Origin of the sequence: Pseudomonas sp. HPB0071 (assembly GCF_000478505.2) — a bacterium.
Taxonomy (GTDB): domain Bacteria; phylum Pseudomonadota; class Gammaproteobacteria; order Pseudomonadales; family Pseudomonadaceae; genus Chryseomonas; species Chryseomonas luteola.
In genome coordinates this window covers 574,528-591,141 of sequence record NZ_KI517368.1, presented here as the reverse complement: position 1 = coordinate 591,141, position 16,614 = coordinate 574,528, and the positions used below count along the sequence as shown (strand labels likewise).

The following is a 16,614-nucleotide window of genomic DNA, read 5'->3' as shown; positions in this document are numbered from 1 at the left end:
TTAATTCCATTTCAGGACGGCTTTAACGGTGATTCCCTGCTTGGAATCTTCAAATGCCTGATTGATGTCCTTGAAATCATAAAACCTGACCAGCCTGTCGAACGGAAAGCGACCTGCCTTGTAGTATTCGATCAGCTTGGGAATAAAGAGGCGTGGCACGGCATCACCTTCAATCACACCCATCATGGTCTTTCCTTCCGCCATGATCTCGTTATGAACATCAATAGTCATCTCGGGGGTTACGCCTACAATCGCCGCTTGCCCTAGTGGCCGCAGCGCCTGCAGGCATTGGCGAACAACCGGCGGAACCCCTGTAGTTTCAACCGCGTGGTGCGTACCGCCCAAAGAGACAGCCTTGATTTCCCTGACCACATCAACCTGACTACCGTTGAACACATGCGTAGCACCCAGCTCCTTGGCTAGCTGAAGACGGCTATCATGCACATCGACCGCAAAAATCTGAGCACACCCTGCAATCTTTGCTGCCATAATCGCGCTCAACCCCACAGCACCACAGCCGTAAACGGCAAGGCTATCCCCAAACCCAGGGCGAAGGCGGTTAAATACCGTTCCGCTCCCCGTCTGAATACCGCAACCCAGCGGCCCTAATAACGCGAGGTCCACTTCCTTATCCACCTTGACGACATTACGTGCGCTGGCAATCACGTAGGTGCCAAAGGATGATTGACCAAAAAAGGAAGAGAGCTCGGTATCTCCCTGGCGAAGCCGACAGGTATGGTCCTCCATGCGGCCGCCAAAATTGAGATCGTTAAAGACCCTGCACACCGTAGGATGCCCGGTCAGGCAATTTTCGCATTTACCGCAGTGCGCAAACGACAGGACCACATGATCGCCTATCTCCAGATCACGAACATTACGGCCTACCTGCTCGACAATGCCCGCGCCCTCATGACCAAGGATTACAGGATAAGGCGACAGCCCAAGATCACGCGCGACGGCGTCGGTGTGGCAAACCCCTGTCGCAACGATCCGAATCAGCACTTCGTTAGTGGCAGGGCCTGATAGCGTAACCTCCTCAAGACTAAAAGGCTGTCCTTTGGAGTGCGTAACCGCGGCCATTATTTTCATTGTGGGGCTCCTGGCAAATGTCTGAGCAGAGACGGCTCGCTCAAAGAATAAAAGTGGCGCAAAACCTCCATTCAACATGGCATTTACGCATAAACTTAACAAGCATAACCATCAGACCTCTCACAGGGAGCCTCACTGACTTAGGCCGCTTGACCCACCAAATGCCAAAGCGACTTAAGCCTGCCTAAAAACCTGTAAGAACTGGTTCGTGTTTTTGAGTAACACCCACCTCATCTCTGGCTACTGCGCAAGATTCTGCCACTGGCTTTCGTTTAGCCTGCGGCCATATCTCTAACCGCCAATCCCGCGCATGGGATTAATTTACGCATCTCCAGAAAAGCGACACGCCGCCCGCCTGGACATGACTTGTATACCGAGCAGGAAGCAGAGGAACCAGGATGTTCTCCCCAGCCAACGAAACCCAGTTCATACTTGAGATTCCCGGCGTCTCTCATGATTTTCAGGTGCTGGAATTTGCAGGGCGGGAAGCATTGAATACCGCCTTCCGTTTCGATATTGAATTGATCAGCGAAAGACCCGACTTCGATCTTGAATCCTTACTCAACCAGCCTGCCTTCCTGACACTGGACCAGACGGGTACAGGCTTCAATGGCCTGATTCACAGCGCCGAACAAGGCGAGTCCGGTAAACGCATGACGCGCTATCGTGTCACGCTCGTGCCACGCGTTCATTATCTCTGCCATCGGCATAACCAGCGTATCTTCCAGCACCTTAACGTGCCCGATATCATCGCCACCGTTCTGAAAGAACATGGCATTCTTTCCAATGCCTTTCGCTTTCAGTTGGGCTCAGCCTATCCCGAGCGTGAATACTGTGTTCAGTACGATGAGACTGATCTGCATTTCATCAATCGGCTTTGTGAAGAAGAAGGTATTCATTACCACTTTGAGCATACCCAGACTGAACACATTATGGTCTTTGGTGATGATCAGACTTGCTTCCCCAAGCTGAACCCTGCGCTCTTCCAACAGGACACGGGACTGGTTGCAGATCATCAGGTCATACGAAAGTTTGCAGTCCAGGTTGAAACACGGACATCCAAGGTCAGCCGCCGGGACTATAACTTTGAAAAACCCAAGCTCACCATGGAGGCTTCCCAGACTGGCGAGGCGGCGCCAGAGCTGGAAGATTATGACTACCCTGGCGCGTTCATGGACCGTGCCCGCGGCAAGCAGTTAAGCCAGCGTGCCTTGGAAAGGCATCGCTCGGATTACCAGATCGCCCGCGGTAAAAGTGACCTGCCGACGCTTTTCTCTGGTCACTTCATGCCTCTGACCGAACATCCGCGCAGTGAATGGAACGATCTTTGGTTACTCACCGAAGTAATACATGAAGGCAAACAACCCCAAGTATTAGAAGAATCCATATCCTCGCATGTAGATGACAAGGATGGCTTTCAGCAGGGCTATCGCAACTTCTTTACGGCAGTGCCTTGGGACACGATCTTCAGACCAGCCCTGAAGCACCCTAAGTCAAAAATCCTGGGTAGCCAGACCGCAATTGTCACAGGCCCGGCTGGAGAAGAAATCTACTGCGATCAATACGGCCGCGTCCGCGTGGAATTCCATTGGGATCGATTGGACCAGATGAACGAGCACAGCAGTTGCTGGCTGCGTGTTGCCAGCAACTGGGCCCATGAAGGCTATGGGGCCGTCACGATTCCCCGAATCGGAATGGAAGTACTGGTAACCTTTCTAGAAGGTGACCCAGACCAGCCGCTCATTACAGGCTGCCTGCATCACGCCGCAAACCTGGTGCCGTACAACCTGCCCGCCAACAAGAGCCGGACAGTCTTCAAGACCAGAAGCACGCCTGGCGGCAACGGTTTCAATGAGCTGCGAATCGAAGATAAAGCCGGTGCGGAGCAGATCTACGTACACGGTCAGCGCGACATGGACATTGAAGTGGGCAATTGTGAAACCCACTCCGTAGGGGTTGACCGGACCAAAACCATAGGTCAGGACGAAACGGTAGTCATTGGTCAGAACCGCATGCGCATCGTCAAGGTGGATGACCAGCTGCTGGTAGGCGGCTCGAAGGTGGATAGCGTCAGTTCAACGTATCTCATTGAGGCAGGTGAAGGTATTCGCCTTGTTTGTGGCAAAAGCGTGTTCGAGATGTACGCCAACGGCCTCGTTAATATTTCCTGTGTTGAATTCAATATCAGCGCCAGCGGCGCAGGCCAGATAAACACTGGTGGCACTCTCGACATCAATGTGCCGGGTGGTAAGGCAGGAGCCTCACCGGAGGGGCAAGGAGTGAAGGCCTCAATCGATGCTCAGATCAATGCTGTATTCCACCCTTCATCAGGTACGAATGGCTCAGGCTCTGCCTCCCAGTAATCCAAATTTCGAGAAATCTCATGAGCTATAAGATCAACGAAGGTATTTTAAAACTACCTGCTGGCTTTCAGGATCGCACCATCAATGTATTCGTTCCGGGAGACACGGCCCCCTTTCCGTTCAGCCTTACGGTTTCCCGAGATACCAAACCCTCGGACGAGGCCCTTGATGATTATATTGACCGACAGGTTGAGCTGATCGCCGCAAAACTTGCCAAGTACAAACCTTTGGACAGAAAGCTGGCGCAGCTATCCATGAACGTCCCCATTCAGGGTATCCAAATTGATTCTCGGTACAAGGCAAGCGGCAAAGACGTATATCAGCGTCAGGCTGCTTTTCCAATGGCACCCGAGCGCGTTCTTGTTTTTACCGCCAGCGGACAAGCACCGTTTACATCAGAACAGGATGCACTGTGGGTAGAGCTTTTAAGTAATTTTATTCCGTCTCGTTAACTCGTGAAGCGGAATCAATAAGCATCATCAGGTTTGCTTCGCACGGCGAAAGACAATCCGTGTGACAGGGAGAAGTCAAATGTACGAAGCCGCTCGCATTGACGATGAGATCGTCCATACAAGCGCGTTAGGCGGTTTTCTTGCCGGAGCGGCGATAGGTATTGCCCTTGTAGTAGGAGTAGCGGTAGCAACCGCTACTTGCGGCTTTGGTGTTGCCCTGATGGCGGGCGTACTGGCTGGCTTTGGCGGAGCAGCACTGACTGCGCTCGGCGAAACGATCGGACGATCAATGAGTACCCCCGCCGGAGGGATTGTTTCCGGCTCGCCCAATACCTTTATCAACGGTCTAGCGGCTGCGCGCGTTGAGGCGGACACCGGCGTCTGTGAGAAGCATAGCAAGCCCCCGCAAATTGCCCAAGGCTCAGCCAAGGTCTTCATCAACGGTTTTCCCGCTGCCCGTAAAGGAGATCAACTCACCTGTGGTGCAACGATTGACTCGGGTTCTCCTAATGTAAATGTTGGAGCCGAAACTCAGACCTATCTGCCTATAGATGACGAAGTACCAGCATGGTTACGTACCACAGTTGATGTTCTGATGGCACTCGGTGGCGGTATAGGCAGCCTTGTGAAAATGGCAGCCAAGAATGGCTTGAAAGCCGTTATGCCCTGCGCGCTCAAGTTTGCAGCCACCTTTGCCGCTTCCGAGGCGTTTACACGGGCAGTAGCGGCCCCAGTATTGACGCGTGCTTTCGGCGCACTGTTTGGTCACCCGGTTGACGCGGTAAATGGCCGTAAACTACTGCTGGAAGACAGTGAGATCGATTTTACGCTTCCCGGCCTGCTGCCTATCCATTGGGCACGCTTTTACGCCAGCGACATCGAGCGTGAGGGTATTCTCGGGCGCGGCTGGGTAATGCCCTGGGAGCAAAGCCTACGGCGCGAGAGGGATCGTCTGGTTTTACGCGATAACCAGGGCCGGGAAATTCCGCTCGAACTACTAAATCCTAATGAGCGAGTCTTCTATCCAGCGGAGCAGTTTACGATCGTTTGTACTGAGGGCGGCCATTATCTATTGCAGACCCTCGACTGTACATTTCTCTATTTTGGCGATCTACCAGAGGATGGCACGCCCGCTCCGCTCAAACGCATCGAGGATGCTCACGGTAATTACCTGGCGCTTACGTATCGAGAAGGTCGGCTTACCGATATCCACTCAAAGAGTATGGTACGTATCCATCTCTGCTACAACGAAGCGGGTAACCGCTTGGTGCGTGTAGAGCGTATCGAGGATTGCAAGCCGGTAGAAACCCTTGTTCGCTATGCTTACGATGCGCAGGATCAACTCATTGGCGTCACTAATCGCAATGGTGCTACCAGCCGACGCTTTGCCTATGACCACGGCCTCATGGTCGCGCATGAAAATGCCCTAGGTTTGGTGTGTCATTATCGGTGGGGCAAACTCCCAGACGGCAGCCTGCGAGTAGCAGAGCATTGGACCAGTGATGGTGAGCGCTACAGCTTCAGCTATGATCTGACAGCTCGTACGACATACATTATTGATACCTTAAATCGCAAAGCCATTATTCATTACGATGAAAGCCGTCGTGTCACTTTTGCCCAAGACTTTAGCGGTGAGCAATACCACATTGGCTTAGATGAGTCAGGCAGCATAACGGGTGTGACGCTGCCCGACAGCAATACGCTAGCGTTCGAGTACGATCAGTTTTCAAGACTAGTCAAAGACACCGATCCTATCGGTCGCTCGACGGTATATACCTATCATCTCAATACTGAATTCCTTACCTCACTGACGAGGCCCGATGGCAGCGCACTTAGCTGGGAATACGATGAGGCAGGTAGCTTGCTGGCTCAGACGGATGAGCTTGGCGCAATCACTCGCTATCTTAGTGCCGATAATGGCCTACCCCATACCGTAACGGATGCCTTAGGCAACAATACTTATTACTGGTGGAACGCCCTTGGCCAAGTTACTCGGTATCAGGACTGCTCAGGCAACCACACCCACTATGCCTACGGTGAACACTTACATCTTGCGGCAGTAACCGACGCGCTCGGCCAAACCACCCGACTGCATCGCAAACCCGACGGCGAAGTCCTCCGGGTCGAGCATCCTGACGGCAGTATAGATTCCTATACCTATAATGCGCTTGGGCAGCTACTTACCCATACTGATGCTGATAAGCGAACAACAAGCGTCACTCGTAATGCTCGCGGCCTACCCGTAGAGCGCAAGGACGCCAAAGCCCAGCGGGTTCGCTACCACTATGATCAGGCGCTGCGTCTGGCTGCCCTGGTAAACGAGAACGGGGCGGCCTATCGTTTCGCCTATGACTCTGCCGACCGCTTGATTGAAGAGGTCCGTATAGACGGACTACGCCGCCGTTTCCACTACAACGTATCCGGCGCACTGGTCCGCATGGATGAGCATACCGCTGACCAGGCGGGACTAGGTCAGACACGCTCAAGCGAATTTGAGCGCGACGCTATAGGTCGTTTGCTCAGCAAAGTAACTCGGGATGCTCGCCTGGATTACACCTATGACGAAATGGATCGGGTCGTAGCCATCGAACGGCAGCCCAGCGAGCACGGTAAAGCGCTGGGCATACGGCCGGATTTTCTTAGCTTCAGCTACGACAACGCTGGCCGCCTGGTAGAAGAGCAGTCAGCCTTGGGCGCACTAAGTTACACCTACGATGCGTTAAGCAACCTTACTCAGCTCAGCCTGCCGGATGGCCGCACACTCAATCACCTCTATTATGGCAGCGGCCATCTGCACCAACTGAACCTCGACGGCTTGCTGATCAGCGACTTCGAGCGTGACGCCCTACACAGGGAGACCTTGCGTACCCAAGGCAGCCTAACCAGCCGCTTTGGATACGACAGCTTTGGCCGTAAGCGCTGGCAAGCGGCCGTTGAGTTGCCGCATGAACAGCTCTCGCAACTCAACGCGCAAAAAACAGCCTGCTCGGCCATCCTGAACATCCCGCCACGTTGATTCATCGTCGCTATGAGTACAGCAAGGCAGGCGAGCTCCTGCGGCAGATCGATAAGCACCGTGGTGCTACGGATTACAAATACGATGCCATTGGTCAACTGCGTAGCCGCGAACCACACCACCCTCAGCTCGGTAATGAGGACTTCGGCTACGACCCTGCCGGCAACCTGAGCGCCTCTCAAGCCTTGAGCCCAGACAACCGCCTCAAGGCCTGGAAAGACCTGCGCCTCACCTACGATGCCTGGGGTAACGTGAGCGAGCGGCACAGTTCAAATGGTTATCAGCGTTTTACCTACGACTGCGAAAACCGCCTGGTTAAAGCCGAAACCTATCGCGGCCATGACTCGCTCAGCCAAGCCAGCTACGAATACGATTGCCTTGGCCGCCGTATTGCCAAGCATGTCCTAACAGAGAACAAAACCGAAACGACCCGCTTCATCTGGCAAGGCCTGCGCATGCTGCAGGAGCAAAAAGCGGATCTGTACAGCCTGTATATCTACGAGCAAGGCAGCTACGCCCCGCTTGCCCGGTTAGATACTGATCCGAGCCAGCCTGATCAAAAGCCTAAGCGCTACTATTTTCATACCGACCAGATCGGTACGCCACTTGAGGTCACGGACGATAGCGGACGAATGGTATGGCGCGCCTACTATAGGGCCTGGGGAGCATTGGAGGCCCTAACGCCGAGAGAGATCGAGCAGAACCTGCGCTTTCAGGGACAGTACTACGACGCCGAAACGGGCCTGCACTACAACACGTTTCGTTATTACGATCCGGCTGTAGGCCGCTTTACAGCGCAAGATCCCATAGGGTTGCTTGGCGGAATTAACCTCTATAATTATGGTGACAATCCGGCCGTTTGGATTGATCCTACAGGACTCACCTGTTCCAGTGATGCTCGTAAATTAGCTTCAAACCTAGGACCTAAGCCCATCGGCGGTGGGCAGTATGATGCTCATCACATAATTATGTCTAATTCAAAAGATTGGCGAATGGTTGCCTTGCGCAAAAAAATGGAAGACTTAGGCATCGATATCAATTATAGAAAGAACGGTATTTGGCTGCCAAACACTAGCAAAGCACGAGTACCTGGAACTACAACTACTGCCCACAAAGGCGAAGGGGTTCATAGCAACATTTATAAACAATATGTCTACGATAAACTTATCAATAGAGCTGATAAAAAGTCTTTCCTTACCGAACTTTCGGAAATAAAGTCAAGCCTTAACAAAGGGATGGTATTTAACAAATGATTATTAATGAAACAGAAGTGGCTGACGCTCTTTTAGAAATCAAAGAAATCTTAGCTTCCACTGAGATTAGACCTACTATATTTGATCCTGAGCAAGATGATCTGATTTGGTCGAAATCTTTGCCATTTTTCCCAATACCATTTTTTAATGAGTCTAGGGGAATCAAAACTACTTCTATATTAAAAAGAAAACCAAAAACTCTAAAAAACGTCTACGCGGCAAGAATTACGAAAGAGGGATTCCCTTCTAATATCTTTGACTTCGGCGGACATGGTCGTATAGTTTCCGAGTACATATCCTATCAAAAGGGAGACTCAATTATCACTATCCAGTATGACGATATGGAGGAACCCATCCGTATTTTCAAAGTAAATAAAAAAAACGGAAAATATACATCATCTATAGAATTAAATGAAGATGGAGAATATACGTTCGAGAAATATATTTATTCCGAAGATATAATCTCTGAGGTACTTGTCTGCGGAACAAATCATTTAAAACCATATGCAAGAAAAAAGATTACTTACAACTCAAAAGGCAGCATAGAAAACCTGTATCATGTGTTTAATGGCGAAAAAATATATACATTTAAAGCCAGCTAAATTTACATATTAATTAAACTAATAACACAGCGTGAGAGAGAGTTAAAATAAATAATACATGCAAGATATTCATGGCAGTTGTATATTTTCACATAAATTCGAAACACACTTTTTTCCTTAGTGTATGACACGATTTGGGTTAAAGGAAAAATTTATAATAAATAGTAGTAAACCCAAGCCAGCTACGAATACGACTGCCTGGACTGCCGTATCGCCAAGCATGTTTCTGTAGAGAGCAAGACCGAAACGACCTACTTCCTCTGGCAGGGCCTGGGGTGCACTGGAAGCGCTGGCACCGAGGGAAATCGAGCAGAACCTGCGCTTTCAAGGACAGTACTACGATGCTGAAACGGGTCTGCATTACAATACGTTTGTTATTACGATCCACTGGCGTGGACGATTTACGAGCTTTTTGAGGCTTATGATCGCTTAATGACATTAAAGTATATGTACGCTTATGCAACGGGACTCATATTCTTAGTAAAAATGTAACGCCTGTACAAGCAGTTAACCTTGTAGAAAATTGGCTAAGGAGGCAGGGTTGAGATGAATTTTTTAGACATTAAAGAAAAAATCGAAGCAGATAGCTTTTACGAATCGATTTTTGTAGATAGAGACTGGAATACTGCATTAGATGCCAGAGACCATGAAGAATTTGAATCCGCCTGGTCCTCGGCATTTAAAGAAATAAGAACAATAAATCCAGATGAAAATTTCGAATTTTCATCACTTAGAGAAATAGCATTTAAAAATACTTTTAAGTTAACTCAAAACTCAGAGCTAGCAGGGTATGCATCTGATGATATTGGTCTAATCTCTGAAGCAGCCTTTAATAAGATCGAAAATCATTTTATTGAAAGATTATGGGCTAGCTACATGGCAGGCATTTTTCCGACGCACCCTCTATTTGATTTATAGTCCACAATGATAAATTTACAGCTAGAAAATATATAATTAAATAGTTAAGCCTTCGTTTTTTATAAAATACTTATAGACTGCAAATGAGTAAAATCAAGACAGTAAAGAGAATTGTCCCAACCTCGGACTTAAATAAACATTGTGGTATCACGCTTGGTGGTAGCCAAGCGAAAGTAGAGGCTTGGCCAAAAAATCCTGACCACTTACCGCTTACATTGGTTATGAGTATAAACTGCTCTCTAGCTAGACTTTATTTCTTACCGGACACTATTCCAAACAATGGAATAATCTATATTTTCTCGACCTATCACCCGAGCGAATACTTTCTAGACTTGATAAGCACCTCTGGTAGCATTGAGGATTTACAATTTATTAGTAATGGATACACTCAAGTTATACATAGCGAAGACCTAGAAGCAGAACTTATAAAATCGGAGACATATACTATACCTGAGACATACACCAAAATTGTTGACGAGCATTTTGAGGTGGATGATTTTGTAGTTTGTTCCATGATAACAAGCGAAACCCCAAAACAACTTTCCCTAGAAAAAGACATTGCCAAAAATTACAATGTTGCGCTACAAATTTACTCCTCTGACTTTCCAAGCCCTTATAAAGATATATTCTATCTTACCGACGCAAATGCTTACCTACTAATTCCTAAAGCACAGTCACCAACCACTCTCAAAGGGGTATTTTTTATATCTCCATCTTAATCTTTATTTATAAACTTCAGCATTAGAGATATGGGAAAATAATATCTTTCAAAAATTGGCCAAAATAAATGACCGGTTTTAGAGAACCGGCCATTTAGCACACTCATCATGTAGCTATTTAATTGGTTACTATTCCCGAGCATCCAGCACAATCTTGCCTCGCGTATGGCCTGCCAGGCTTCTCTGTAGCGCATCAGCTGCCCTGGACAAGGACATGGTTTCTACTTCCATGTTAAGTGCTCCCCGGTTAAATAAGTCGGCAATCTGTGCTAGTTGCTTCCCGTCTGAACGGGTAGCGAAGCGTTTGCCTGTTGCTCCTATGCTACGAGCAGCCTCTTCACTCGGCGCGCTGACGGGTGACACCAGCACACCGCCCTTTTTTAACACTGACCAGGAGCGGGCTTGAGTTTCGCCGCCTACAAGGTCGATTACGATATCTATATCCGAAACGACTTTCTCAAAGGCTTCATGGCGGTAATCAATGAGTTGCGTAGCGCCTAGTGCATGTAGGTAATCATGATTATGGGCAGATGCCGTCGCGATGACTTCAGCGCCAGCTATACGAGCCAACTGTACGGCCAAGCTGCCAACCCCGCCCGCCGCTCCCTGGATCAGGACACGTTGGCCTGCCTTAATGGCGGCATGCTCATGCAAGGCTTGCCAAGCCGTCAAGGCTGCCGCCGGCACACCGCTTGCCTCTAGCAATGAAAGGCTGTTGGGCTTTAAGACCAAACGGTCGGCATCCGCTACGGCCTGGGTGGCGTACCCACCTGTAATACCGATAAAGCCAAAAACCTCGTCGCCCAGGCTGAATGTGTCTACGCCTTCACCTAATGCGATAACCGTTCCTGCGACTTCAACCCCTGGCGTATAGGGTAACGGTAAGGGGATAAACTGCTTCATGGCACCGGAGAGGACTTTCCAGTCGATTGGATTTATTCCGCTGCCAGCTAACTGGATCAACACTTGTCCTTTACTCGGCGTCAGATCAGCTACTTCTTCAAGGCGGAGTACGTCGGGGTTCCCATATTGCTGTGCACGTATGGCTTTCATGATGATTTCTCTAGCGAAGGGTTGCAAGTTATGCCAGGCCGCTAGCCTGGCATCTGCCATCAGCTACGACGGGCGTCCAGGCTGTACTGGCCAGCCCCAAGAACCACTACTTGAAGAAGCCCACCGGCCATGGCGATATTCTTGAAGAAATGAATGAACTGATTTTGATCAGCCAGATTGTTATGGAAGGCCAGTGCGGTCACTACGCTAAACAAGGCCAGGAACGCAGCCACTGCTCGTGTCTGATAGCCGAGGACCAACACAATACCGCCTACCACTTCAACCAACACGGCAACTCCGAGGGCGACGGCAGGAAACGGCAAACCGACCGACTCGATATAACCCATGATCATGGCAGGCGCAGTAATTTTGGAAATGCCTGAAAGGATGAAGATTGCGCTGATCAATATCCGGCCCAGCAATGCAGTTGTAGCTGCTGAAGCATTGGAAGCGGCTGTATGCGGAGCAGTTTGAACAAGGTTGGCTGACTGTGACATGAGTAGATCCTCATTTAGGACGCATCACCATGATGTGTCTCGATGGGGAGAAGTCTGCCTGTGGTTTGCTATTCGCAATAGCCGATTAATTTAGACCATTAGATTCGATTTAATCGAACATAATCTGTAGGCCTAACTCTTCTGAGCTTCAAGGTGTGAAGCTCAGGAGATAGCGGGGGCTAGTAGTCTCTGAGTAGGCTCAGAAAAGACAATGCCCGCTCCGAATGGCATCCGGGCGGGCATCAGGATAACGCGATGATGTTTACACAGTGGCTTTTAAACGGATTCGTGTTTCCGGTAACGGGATGAACTCATGCTCTCCAGGTACGCCTGGAAAACGCTGTAAACGCCAGTCTTCGGCAGCTTGCTCGATGCGCTCACGGCGGCTCGATACAAAATTCCAGAAGATATGTCTCTTTTCAGGAAGCGGCTCCCCTCCCAGCAAGATCAACCGAGTCAGTCCCGTTGCACTTAGTACAATCTCGGTTTCTGGTTTGAAGATAACCAGCTGGTCCCGGCCGAAGCGACCATCCTGCCCACTCACCGTAACCTCACCGCTTACGACGTAGATGGCCCTTTCGACATGTTCTTTATGGATGCGATAGCGCGCTCCGGCCTCCAGTACCACGTCGGCGTAGAACAGATCAGAAAACGTGCGTGTAGGTGCCTGTTTATCATGCAACGCGCCAGCTAGTACCCTGACGGTAACCCCCTCGTCCTCTATTACAGGAATCTCTCCTGCGCTGACATGTTGAAAGCCTGGGTCAGCCTCTTCATGGGCTACTGGTAGGGCTAGCCATGACTGAAAGCCGAATACCGTACCGCCTGTTTGGCGGACCGCGTCGGTGCTGCGCTCGGAGTGAACAATTCCTTTACCTGCCGTCATCAGGTTGATTTCGCCCGGCCGTATGGTCTGGACATAGTGCTCGCTGTCGCGATGCAGCATCTCGCCGTCCAGCAGGTAAGTCATGGTCGACAAACCAATATGCGGATGGGGCCGTGTATCAAGCCCCTCGCCTGCCTTGAAAACGGTTGGTCCAAAGCTGTCCAGAAAAATGAAGGGGCCTAAGGTACGTCGCTGTGCAGAAGGTAAGGCGCGGCGTACTTTAAAGCCATCACCCAAGTCTCTCACGGCTGGCAGGATGAGATGCTCAATAGCGGATGCAGAACTCGATAACGTCATGGTTGCGGGCCTCGCAGGGCATAGGTGCAATCGGCGGATTGCAGGCAAAAGACTTCACTCGGAAGTGATTACCAGGCCAGACTAAAACAGATGGGCGTTCAGCAAAATCCAGATAATATGCATTAAAACGTTCGAGGAATTCGAAATGATGTCTGATCCCGGTACGCCTACGCTGGACCAGTTGCGTGTCTTTCTTACTGTTGTTGAGGTGGGGAGTTTTGCCGGGGCTGCTCGTAAGCTACACCGGGCTACGTCTGTTATCAGCTATACCATTGCTAACCTTGAGATGCAGTTGGGCGTGACTCTTTTTGATCGCAAAACTACTCGTAAACCTCAGCTGACAGACGCGGGGCGAACGGTATTAGCCGAAGCGCGCATGGTATATAGCGGCATCAATGGACTGCGTGCCAAGGTAAAAGGACTCCTGCAAGGTCTTGAAGCCGAGATCCATCTGGTGCTGGATGTCATGTTGCCCAGTGCGCGGGTAGTAGATGCCTTGAAGGTATTTCGAGAAACCTTTCCCACGGTTTCCCTCCATCTTCATATAGAAGCATTAGGCGCCGTCACGCAACGGGTACTGAATCGAGGCGCTGCGCTGGGCGTCAGCGGTCCTTTGATCACTAACCTTGACGGTCTGGAGCGGATTGCAGTGGGCAGCGTTGACCTGGTGCCGGTTGCAGCACCCAGCCATCCGTTAGCTTCAGCCAGCGTCAACGCTCCTGGCGCTACCCGTGAGCATGTTCAGCTGGTCCTGACGGACCGCTCCACACTAACCGAGGGGCAGGAATACGCCGTTATGAGCGCCCGCACCTGGCGTCTGGCTGACCTTGGTTCCAAACACATGCTACTCAAGGAAGGTATTGGCTGGGGAAACATGCCGCAGCCCATGGTAGAGAGTGATATTGCCGAAAATAGGCTGGTATTACTGGATTTGCCAGATTGCCCTGGTGGCACGTACGACTTTACCGTAATTTATCGTACCGATTCACCGCCTGGCCCTGCTGCCACATGGTTAATTGAGCGCTTCAAGGCACAGGCCGCACAAAACCTTTGATCGCTACTGTTCGATTTTATCGAACGAACCGGTCGATATTAGCTGGCTATTTTCGAATCTTGAGCCATGCGAAAGTTTCTCCACTGCGGCACTGGCCGCTTATTCCACTCAGGAGACGTCACATGGCTAAGGTTCTGGTTCTGTATTACTCCTCTTACGGTCATATCGAGACCATGGCTGAAGCCGTAGCAGAAGGCGCGCGTGCGGCAGGCGCTGACGTAGATATCAAACGTGTCCCTGAAACGGTACCGGAAGAGATCGCCAGGAGTGCGCATTTCAAGCTTGGCCAAGCAGCACCGGTAGCAACCATTGCCGATCTTGAGCATTACGATGCGATCATTGTGGGCACAGGGACCCGCTTTGGCCGGATGAGCAGCCAGATGGCCGCGTTTCTGGATCAAGCAGGCGGCTTATGGGCACGCGGTGTATTAAATGGCAAAGTGGGCGGTGCCTTTACGGCCTCAGCTACACAGCACGGCGGCCAGGAAACGACCCTTTTCTCCATCATCACCAACTTGTTGCACTTCGGCATGACAATTGTGGGACTCCCCTACAGCCATCAAGGGCAAATGGGTGTTACAGAGGTGGTAGGTGGCGCACCATATGGCGCTACTACCATCACAGCGGGAGACGGCTCACGTCTGCCGAGCGAAACAGAGCTTGAGGGTGCGCGGCACCAGGGTGAATTAACGGCGAGAACCGTTATCAAGCTGTTCGGCTGAGCAGCGCTTTTGTTCTTCACTTACATAATCAGGAGACCGCAATGCGCACTGCAACCGAACTGCTGCAACAACACTTCGAGACATTCGTAGCCAATCAGCCCCAATGGCAAACCTTGATTGCGGATGATCTTTTATGGGAGCTTCCCTTTGCCCCGTCACTAGGGCATCCCGCACAACTGGCGGGGCGTGAAGCGGTGCTTCATCACGTAGGCTGGTTCGTTGGTGCGGTAGAGCAGTTCCGCTTTTATGACCTTAGAATTCATGCCTCGGATAGTCCCGATGAAGCGAGTGCGGAAGTAAAGGCGGAAGGTATTATTACGGCAACGGGTAGGACGTATCGTCAGGACTATGTGCTGTTCGTTCGCGTGAAGGATGGAAAGATTGCATTCATTCGCGAGTACTTTGATCCGGTCAGAGCTGCACTTGCACTTGAGGCTCCCATACCGGGTTTTGAGGTGATCAGTGCTGATTAAAGAGCTTTTGCGTTCATAATGCCTCCGTACGCTGTGCTTTTCAGGCAGACCTACCAGACAGGATGCTTACCATGCGTGGTCAGAATTATGCGGAACTCCAGGCATTCGTGGCGATTGCTGAACGTGGCAGTTTCGTTCGGGCTGCTGAAGAGTTGCAGGTATCCCCTTCTGCACTTAGCCAGACGATACGTAGTTTGGAAGAGCGCATGGGGGTGCGCCTCTTCAATCGCACGACACGCAGCGTAAGTCTGACCATTGCCGGCGAGCACCTGCTTGAGCGGCTTAGACCCGCTCTACAGGAGGTGGCAAGCGCTGTAGAGAACGCCTGTTTATTTGGTGAGAAGCCTTCCGGTCGATTACGTGTGCATGCCCTTCGGTTGGCCTCACGTGTTTTTCTTGAGCCAATCTTCCAGCCTTTCTCGGAGGCCTATCCCGAGATTGAACTGGATGTCGTGCTGGACGATCGACCCGTGGACATCGTTGCAGAGGGATTCGATGCTACCTTGCGCCTGGGCGAGCTGATCGAGCAGGACATGGTGGGGATCAAGCTGGGGCCAGAACTCCGGCAGATTCCAGCCGCCTCGCCGAGTTATCTTGAGCAGTACGGGTATCCAGAAACGCCGTATGACTTGGAAAATCACCGCTGTATCAATTGGCGCTGGCCAGGCCAGATCCATCCGTATCGCTGGGAGTTCAAGCGTGATACTGAGTGGTTCGCCATAGCCGTCAAAGGCCCGCTCATCGTCAACGATCAGCGTGTTGCCATTGAGGCTGCAGTCAACGGCGTGGGTATCGCCTTTTGGTTGGAAGACCAGATGGAGCCCTTTATCAACGCTGGAACATTGGTCCCGCTACTCCAGGAATGGTGCGCGCCGTTTGATGGTTTTTATCTGAGTTACCCTCGTCAGCGCCAACAGCTGGCCTCACTACGGGCATTTATCGATTTTCTGAAAAAAGACTCCGCGCGCAGGCGTTGACGAACCAGCACATGACCATTCACGGCCAGTGAAGCCTTTGCCGGCATTTGAATTTAGCTAACCGACACTAATACGTGTTATGTCTACCGTAGAAGTGGCCGTCCTCTGCGGCCCTTTCATTCCTACCCCATCTACCTCTCGATTATTTAGCCCTCCTTCATAAGACATGAAGAAACGAGGCGATTATCACGCCGGGCAAACTCGATATCGTGATCTCGACTTCAACCACAGCCGCTTACGGCG

The 16,614-nt window shown here is 50.9% G+C and carries 15 protein-coding genes and 1 pseudogene; 12 read left to right on the top strand and 4 right to left on the bottom strand.

Translation table 11 applies throughout. The features are described 5' to 3' along the window. Entirely contained in the window at nt 1–1,089 is a 1,089-nt protein-coding gene (locus HMPREF1487_RS22190) for an NAD(P)-dependent alcohol dehydrogenase (RefSeq protein WP_010798999.1), read from the bottom strand. Between the two features lie 398 nt (nt 1,090–1,487). Between HMPREF1487_RS22190 and HMPREF1487_RS22185 the strand changes: the two genes are divergently transcribed. The 8 genes and pseudogenes from HMPREF1487_RS22185 (at nt 1,488) to HMPREF1487_RS22160 (ending at nt 10,412) form a co-directional block, all read left to right on the top strand. After that, the gene (locus tag HMPREF1487_RS22185) at nt 1,488–3,452 is read left to right on the top strand and encodes a type VI secretion system Vgr family protein (protein WP_010798998.1); all 1,965 of its coding nucleotides are present in this window, start codon (nt 1,488–1,490) and stop codon (nt 3,450–3,452) included. A 20-nt stretch (nt 3,453–3,472) separates the two neighbouring features. Continuing rightward, nucleotides 3,473–3,904 (top strand): DcrB-related protein, encoded by a 432-nt coding sequence (locus HMPREF1487_RS22180; protein WP_010798997.1) that lies wholly within the window; start codon nt 3,473–3,475, stop codon nt 3,902–3,904. 79 nt (nt 3,905–3,983) lie between these two features. Then, nucleotides 3,984–6,920 (top strand): DUF6531 domain-containing protein, encoded by a 2,937-nt coding sequence (locus HMPREF1487_RS22175; protein WP_010798996.1) that lies wholly within the window; start codon nt 3,984–3,986, stop codon nt 6,918–6,920. Continuing rightward, on the top strand, nt 6,917–8,173 hold the full coding sequence (locus HMPREF1487_RS28080) for an RHS repeat-associated core domain-containing protein (RefSeq protein WP_010798995.1): 1,257 nt from the start codon (nt 6,917–6,919) through the stop codon (nt 8,171–8,173). The genes HMPREF1487_RS22175 and HMPREF1487_RS28080 overlap by 4 nt, the downstream gene beginning before the upstream one ends. Next, complete coding sequence (locus HMPREF1487_RS22170; RefSeq protein ID WP_010798994.1) at nt 8,170–8,775, top strand: hypothetical protein; 606 nt, start codon at nt 8,170–8,172, stop codon at nt 8,773–8,775. Before HMPREF1487_RS28080 ends, HMPREF1487_RS22170 begins: the two co-directional genes overlap by 4 nt. Before the next feature lie 265 nt (nt 8,776–9,040). Beyond that, nucleotides 9,041–9,162, top strand: a pseudogene (locus HMPREF1487_RS28580) (RHS repeat-associated core domain-containing protein); the annotation flags it as partial. 159 nt (nt 9,163–9,321) lie between these two features. After that, nucleotides 9,322–9,693 carry a hypothetical protein gene (locus HMPREF1487_RS22165; protein WP_010798993.1) on the top strand — a complete coding sequence of 124 codons (372 nt, stop codon included), beginning with the start codon at nt 9,322–9,324 and terminating at the stop codon, nt 9,691–9,693. An 83-nt stretch (nt 9,694–9,776) separates the two neighbouring features. Continuing rightward, a complete protein-coding gene (locus HMPREF1487_RS22160; RefSeq protein WP_010798992.1) occupies nt 9,777–10,412 on the top strand; it encodes a DUF1963 domain-containing protein in 636 nt (211 codons plus the stop codon). 129 nt (nt 10,413–10,541) lie between these two features. Here the strand turns inward: HMPREF1487_RS22160 and HMPREF1487_RS22155 are convergent, their stop codons facing one another. The 3 genes from HMPREF1487_RS22155 to HMPREF1487_RS22145 form a co-directional block, all read right to left on the bottom strand. Continuing rightward, nucleotides 10,542–11,465: an NADP-dependent oxidoreductase gene (locus HMPREF1487_RS22155; protein WP_037031195.1), complete on the bottom strand. Its 924-nt coding sequence runs from the start codon at nt 11,463–11,465 to the stop codon at nt 10,542–10,544. Between the two features lie 59 nt (nt 11,466–11,524). Beyond that, nucleotides 11,525–11,962 (bottom strand): DoxX family protein, encoded by a 438-nt coding sequence (locus tag HMPREF1487_RS22150; protein WP_010798990.1) that lies wholly within the window; start codon nt 11,960–11,962, stop codon nt 11,525–11,527. 262 nt (nt 11,963–12,224) lie between these two features. Next, nucleotides 12,225–13,145, bottom strand: a complete 921-nt coding sequence (locus HMPREF1487_RS22145; protein WP_010798989.1) for a pirin family protein — start codon at nt 13,143–13,145, stop codon at nt 12,225–12,227. Between the two features lie 145 nt (nt 13,146–13,290). Here HMPREF1487_RS22145 and HMPREF1487_RS22140 point away from each other — a divergent pair, with 145 nt between their 5' ends. From HMPREF1487_RS22140 to HMPREF1487_RS22125, 4 genes are all read left to right on the top strand, one after another. After that, entirely contained in the window at nt 13,291–14,199 is a 909-nt protein-coding gene (locus tag HMPREF1487_RS22140; RefSeq protein WP_010798988.1) for a LysR family transcriptional regulator, read from the top strand. 122 nt (nt 14,200–14,321) lie between these two features. Beyond that, nucleotides 14,322–14,921, top strand: coding sequence for an NAD(P)H:quinone oxidoreductase (gene wrbA, locus HMPREF1487_RS22135; protein WP_010798987.1), 600 nt, complete (start codon nt 14,322–14,324; stop codon nt 14,919–14,921). A gap of 41 nt (nt 14,922–14,962) precedes the next feature. Beyond that, nucleotides 14,963–15,394, top strand: a complete 432-nt coding sequence (locus HMPREF1487_RS22130) for a nuclear transport factor 2 family protein (RefSeq protein WP_010798986.1) — start codon at nt 14,963–14,965, stop codon at nt 15,392–15,394. Nucleotides 15,395–15,465: 71 nt separating this feature from the next. Further along, on the top strand, nt 15,466–16,371 hold the full coding sequence (locus HMPREF1487_RS22125; protein WP_010798985.1) for a LysR family transcriptional regulator: 906 nt from the start codon (nt 15,466–15,468) through the stop codon (nt 16,369–16,371). Nucleotides 16,372–16,614: the final 243 nt, after the last annotated feature.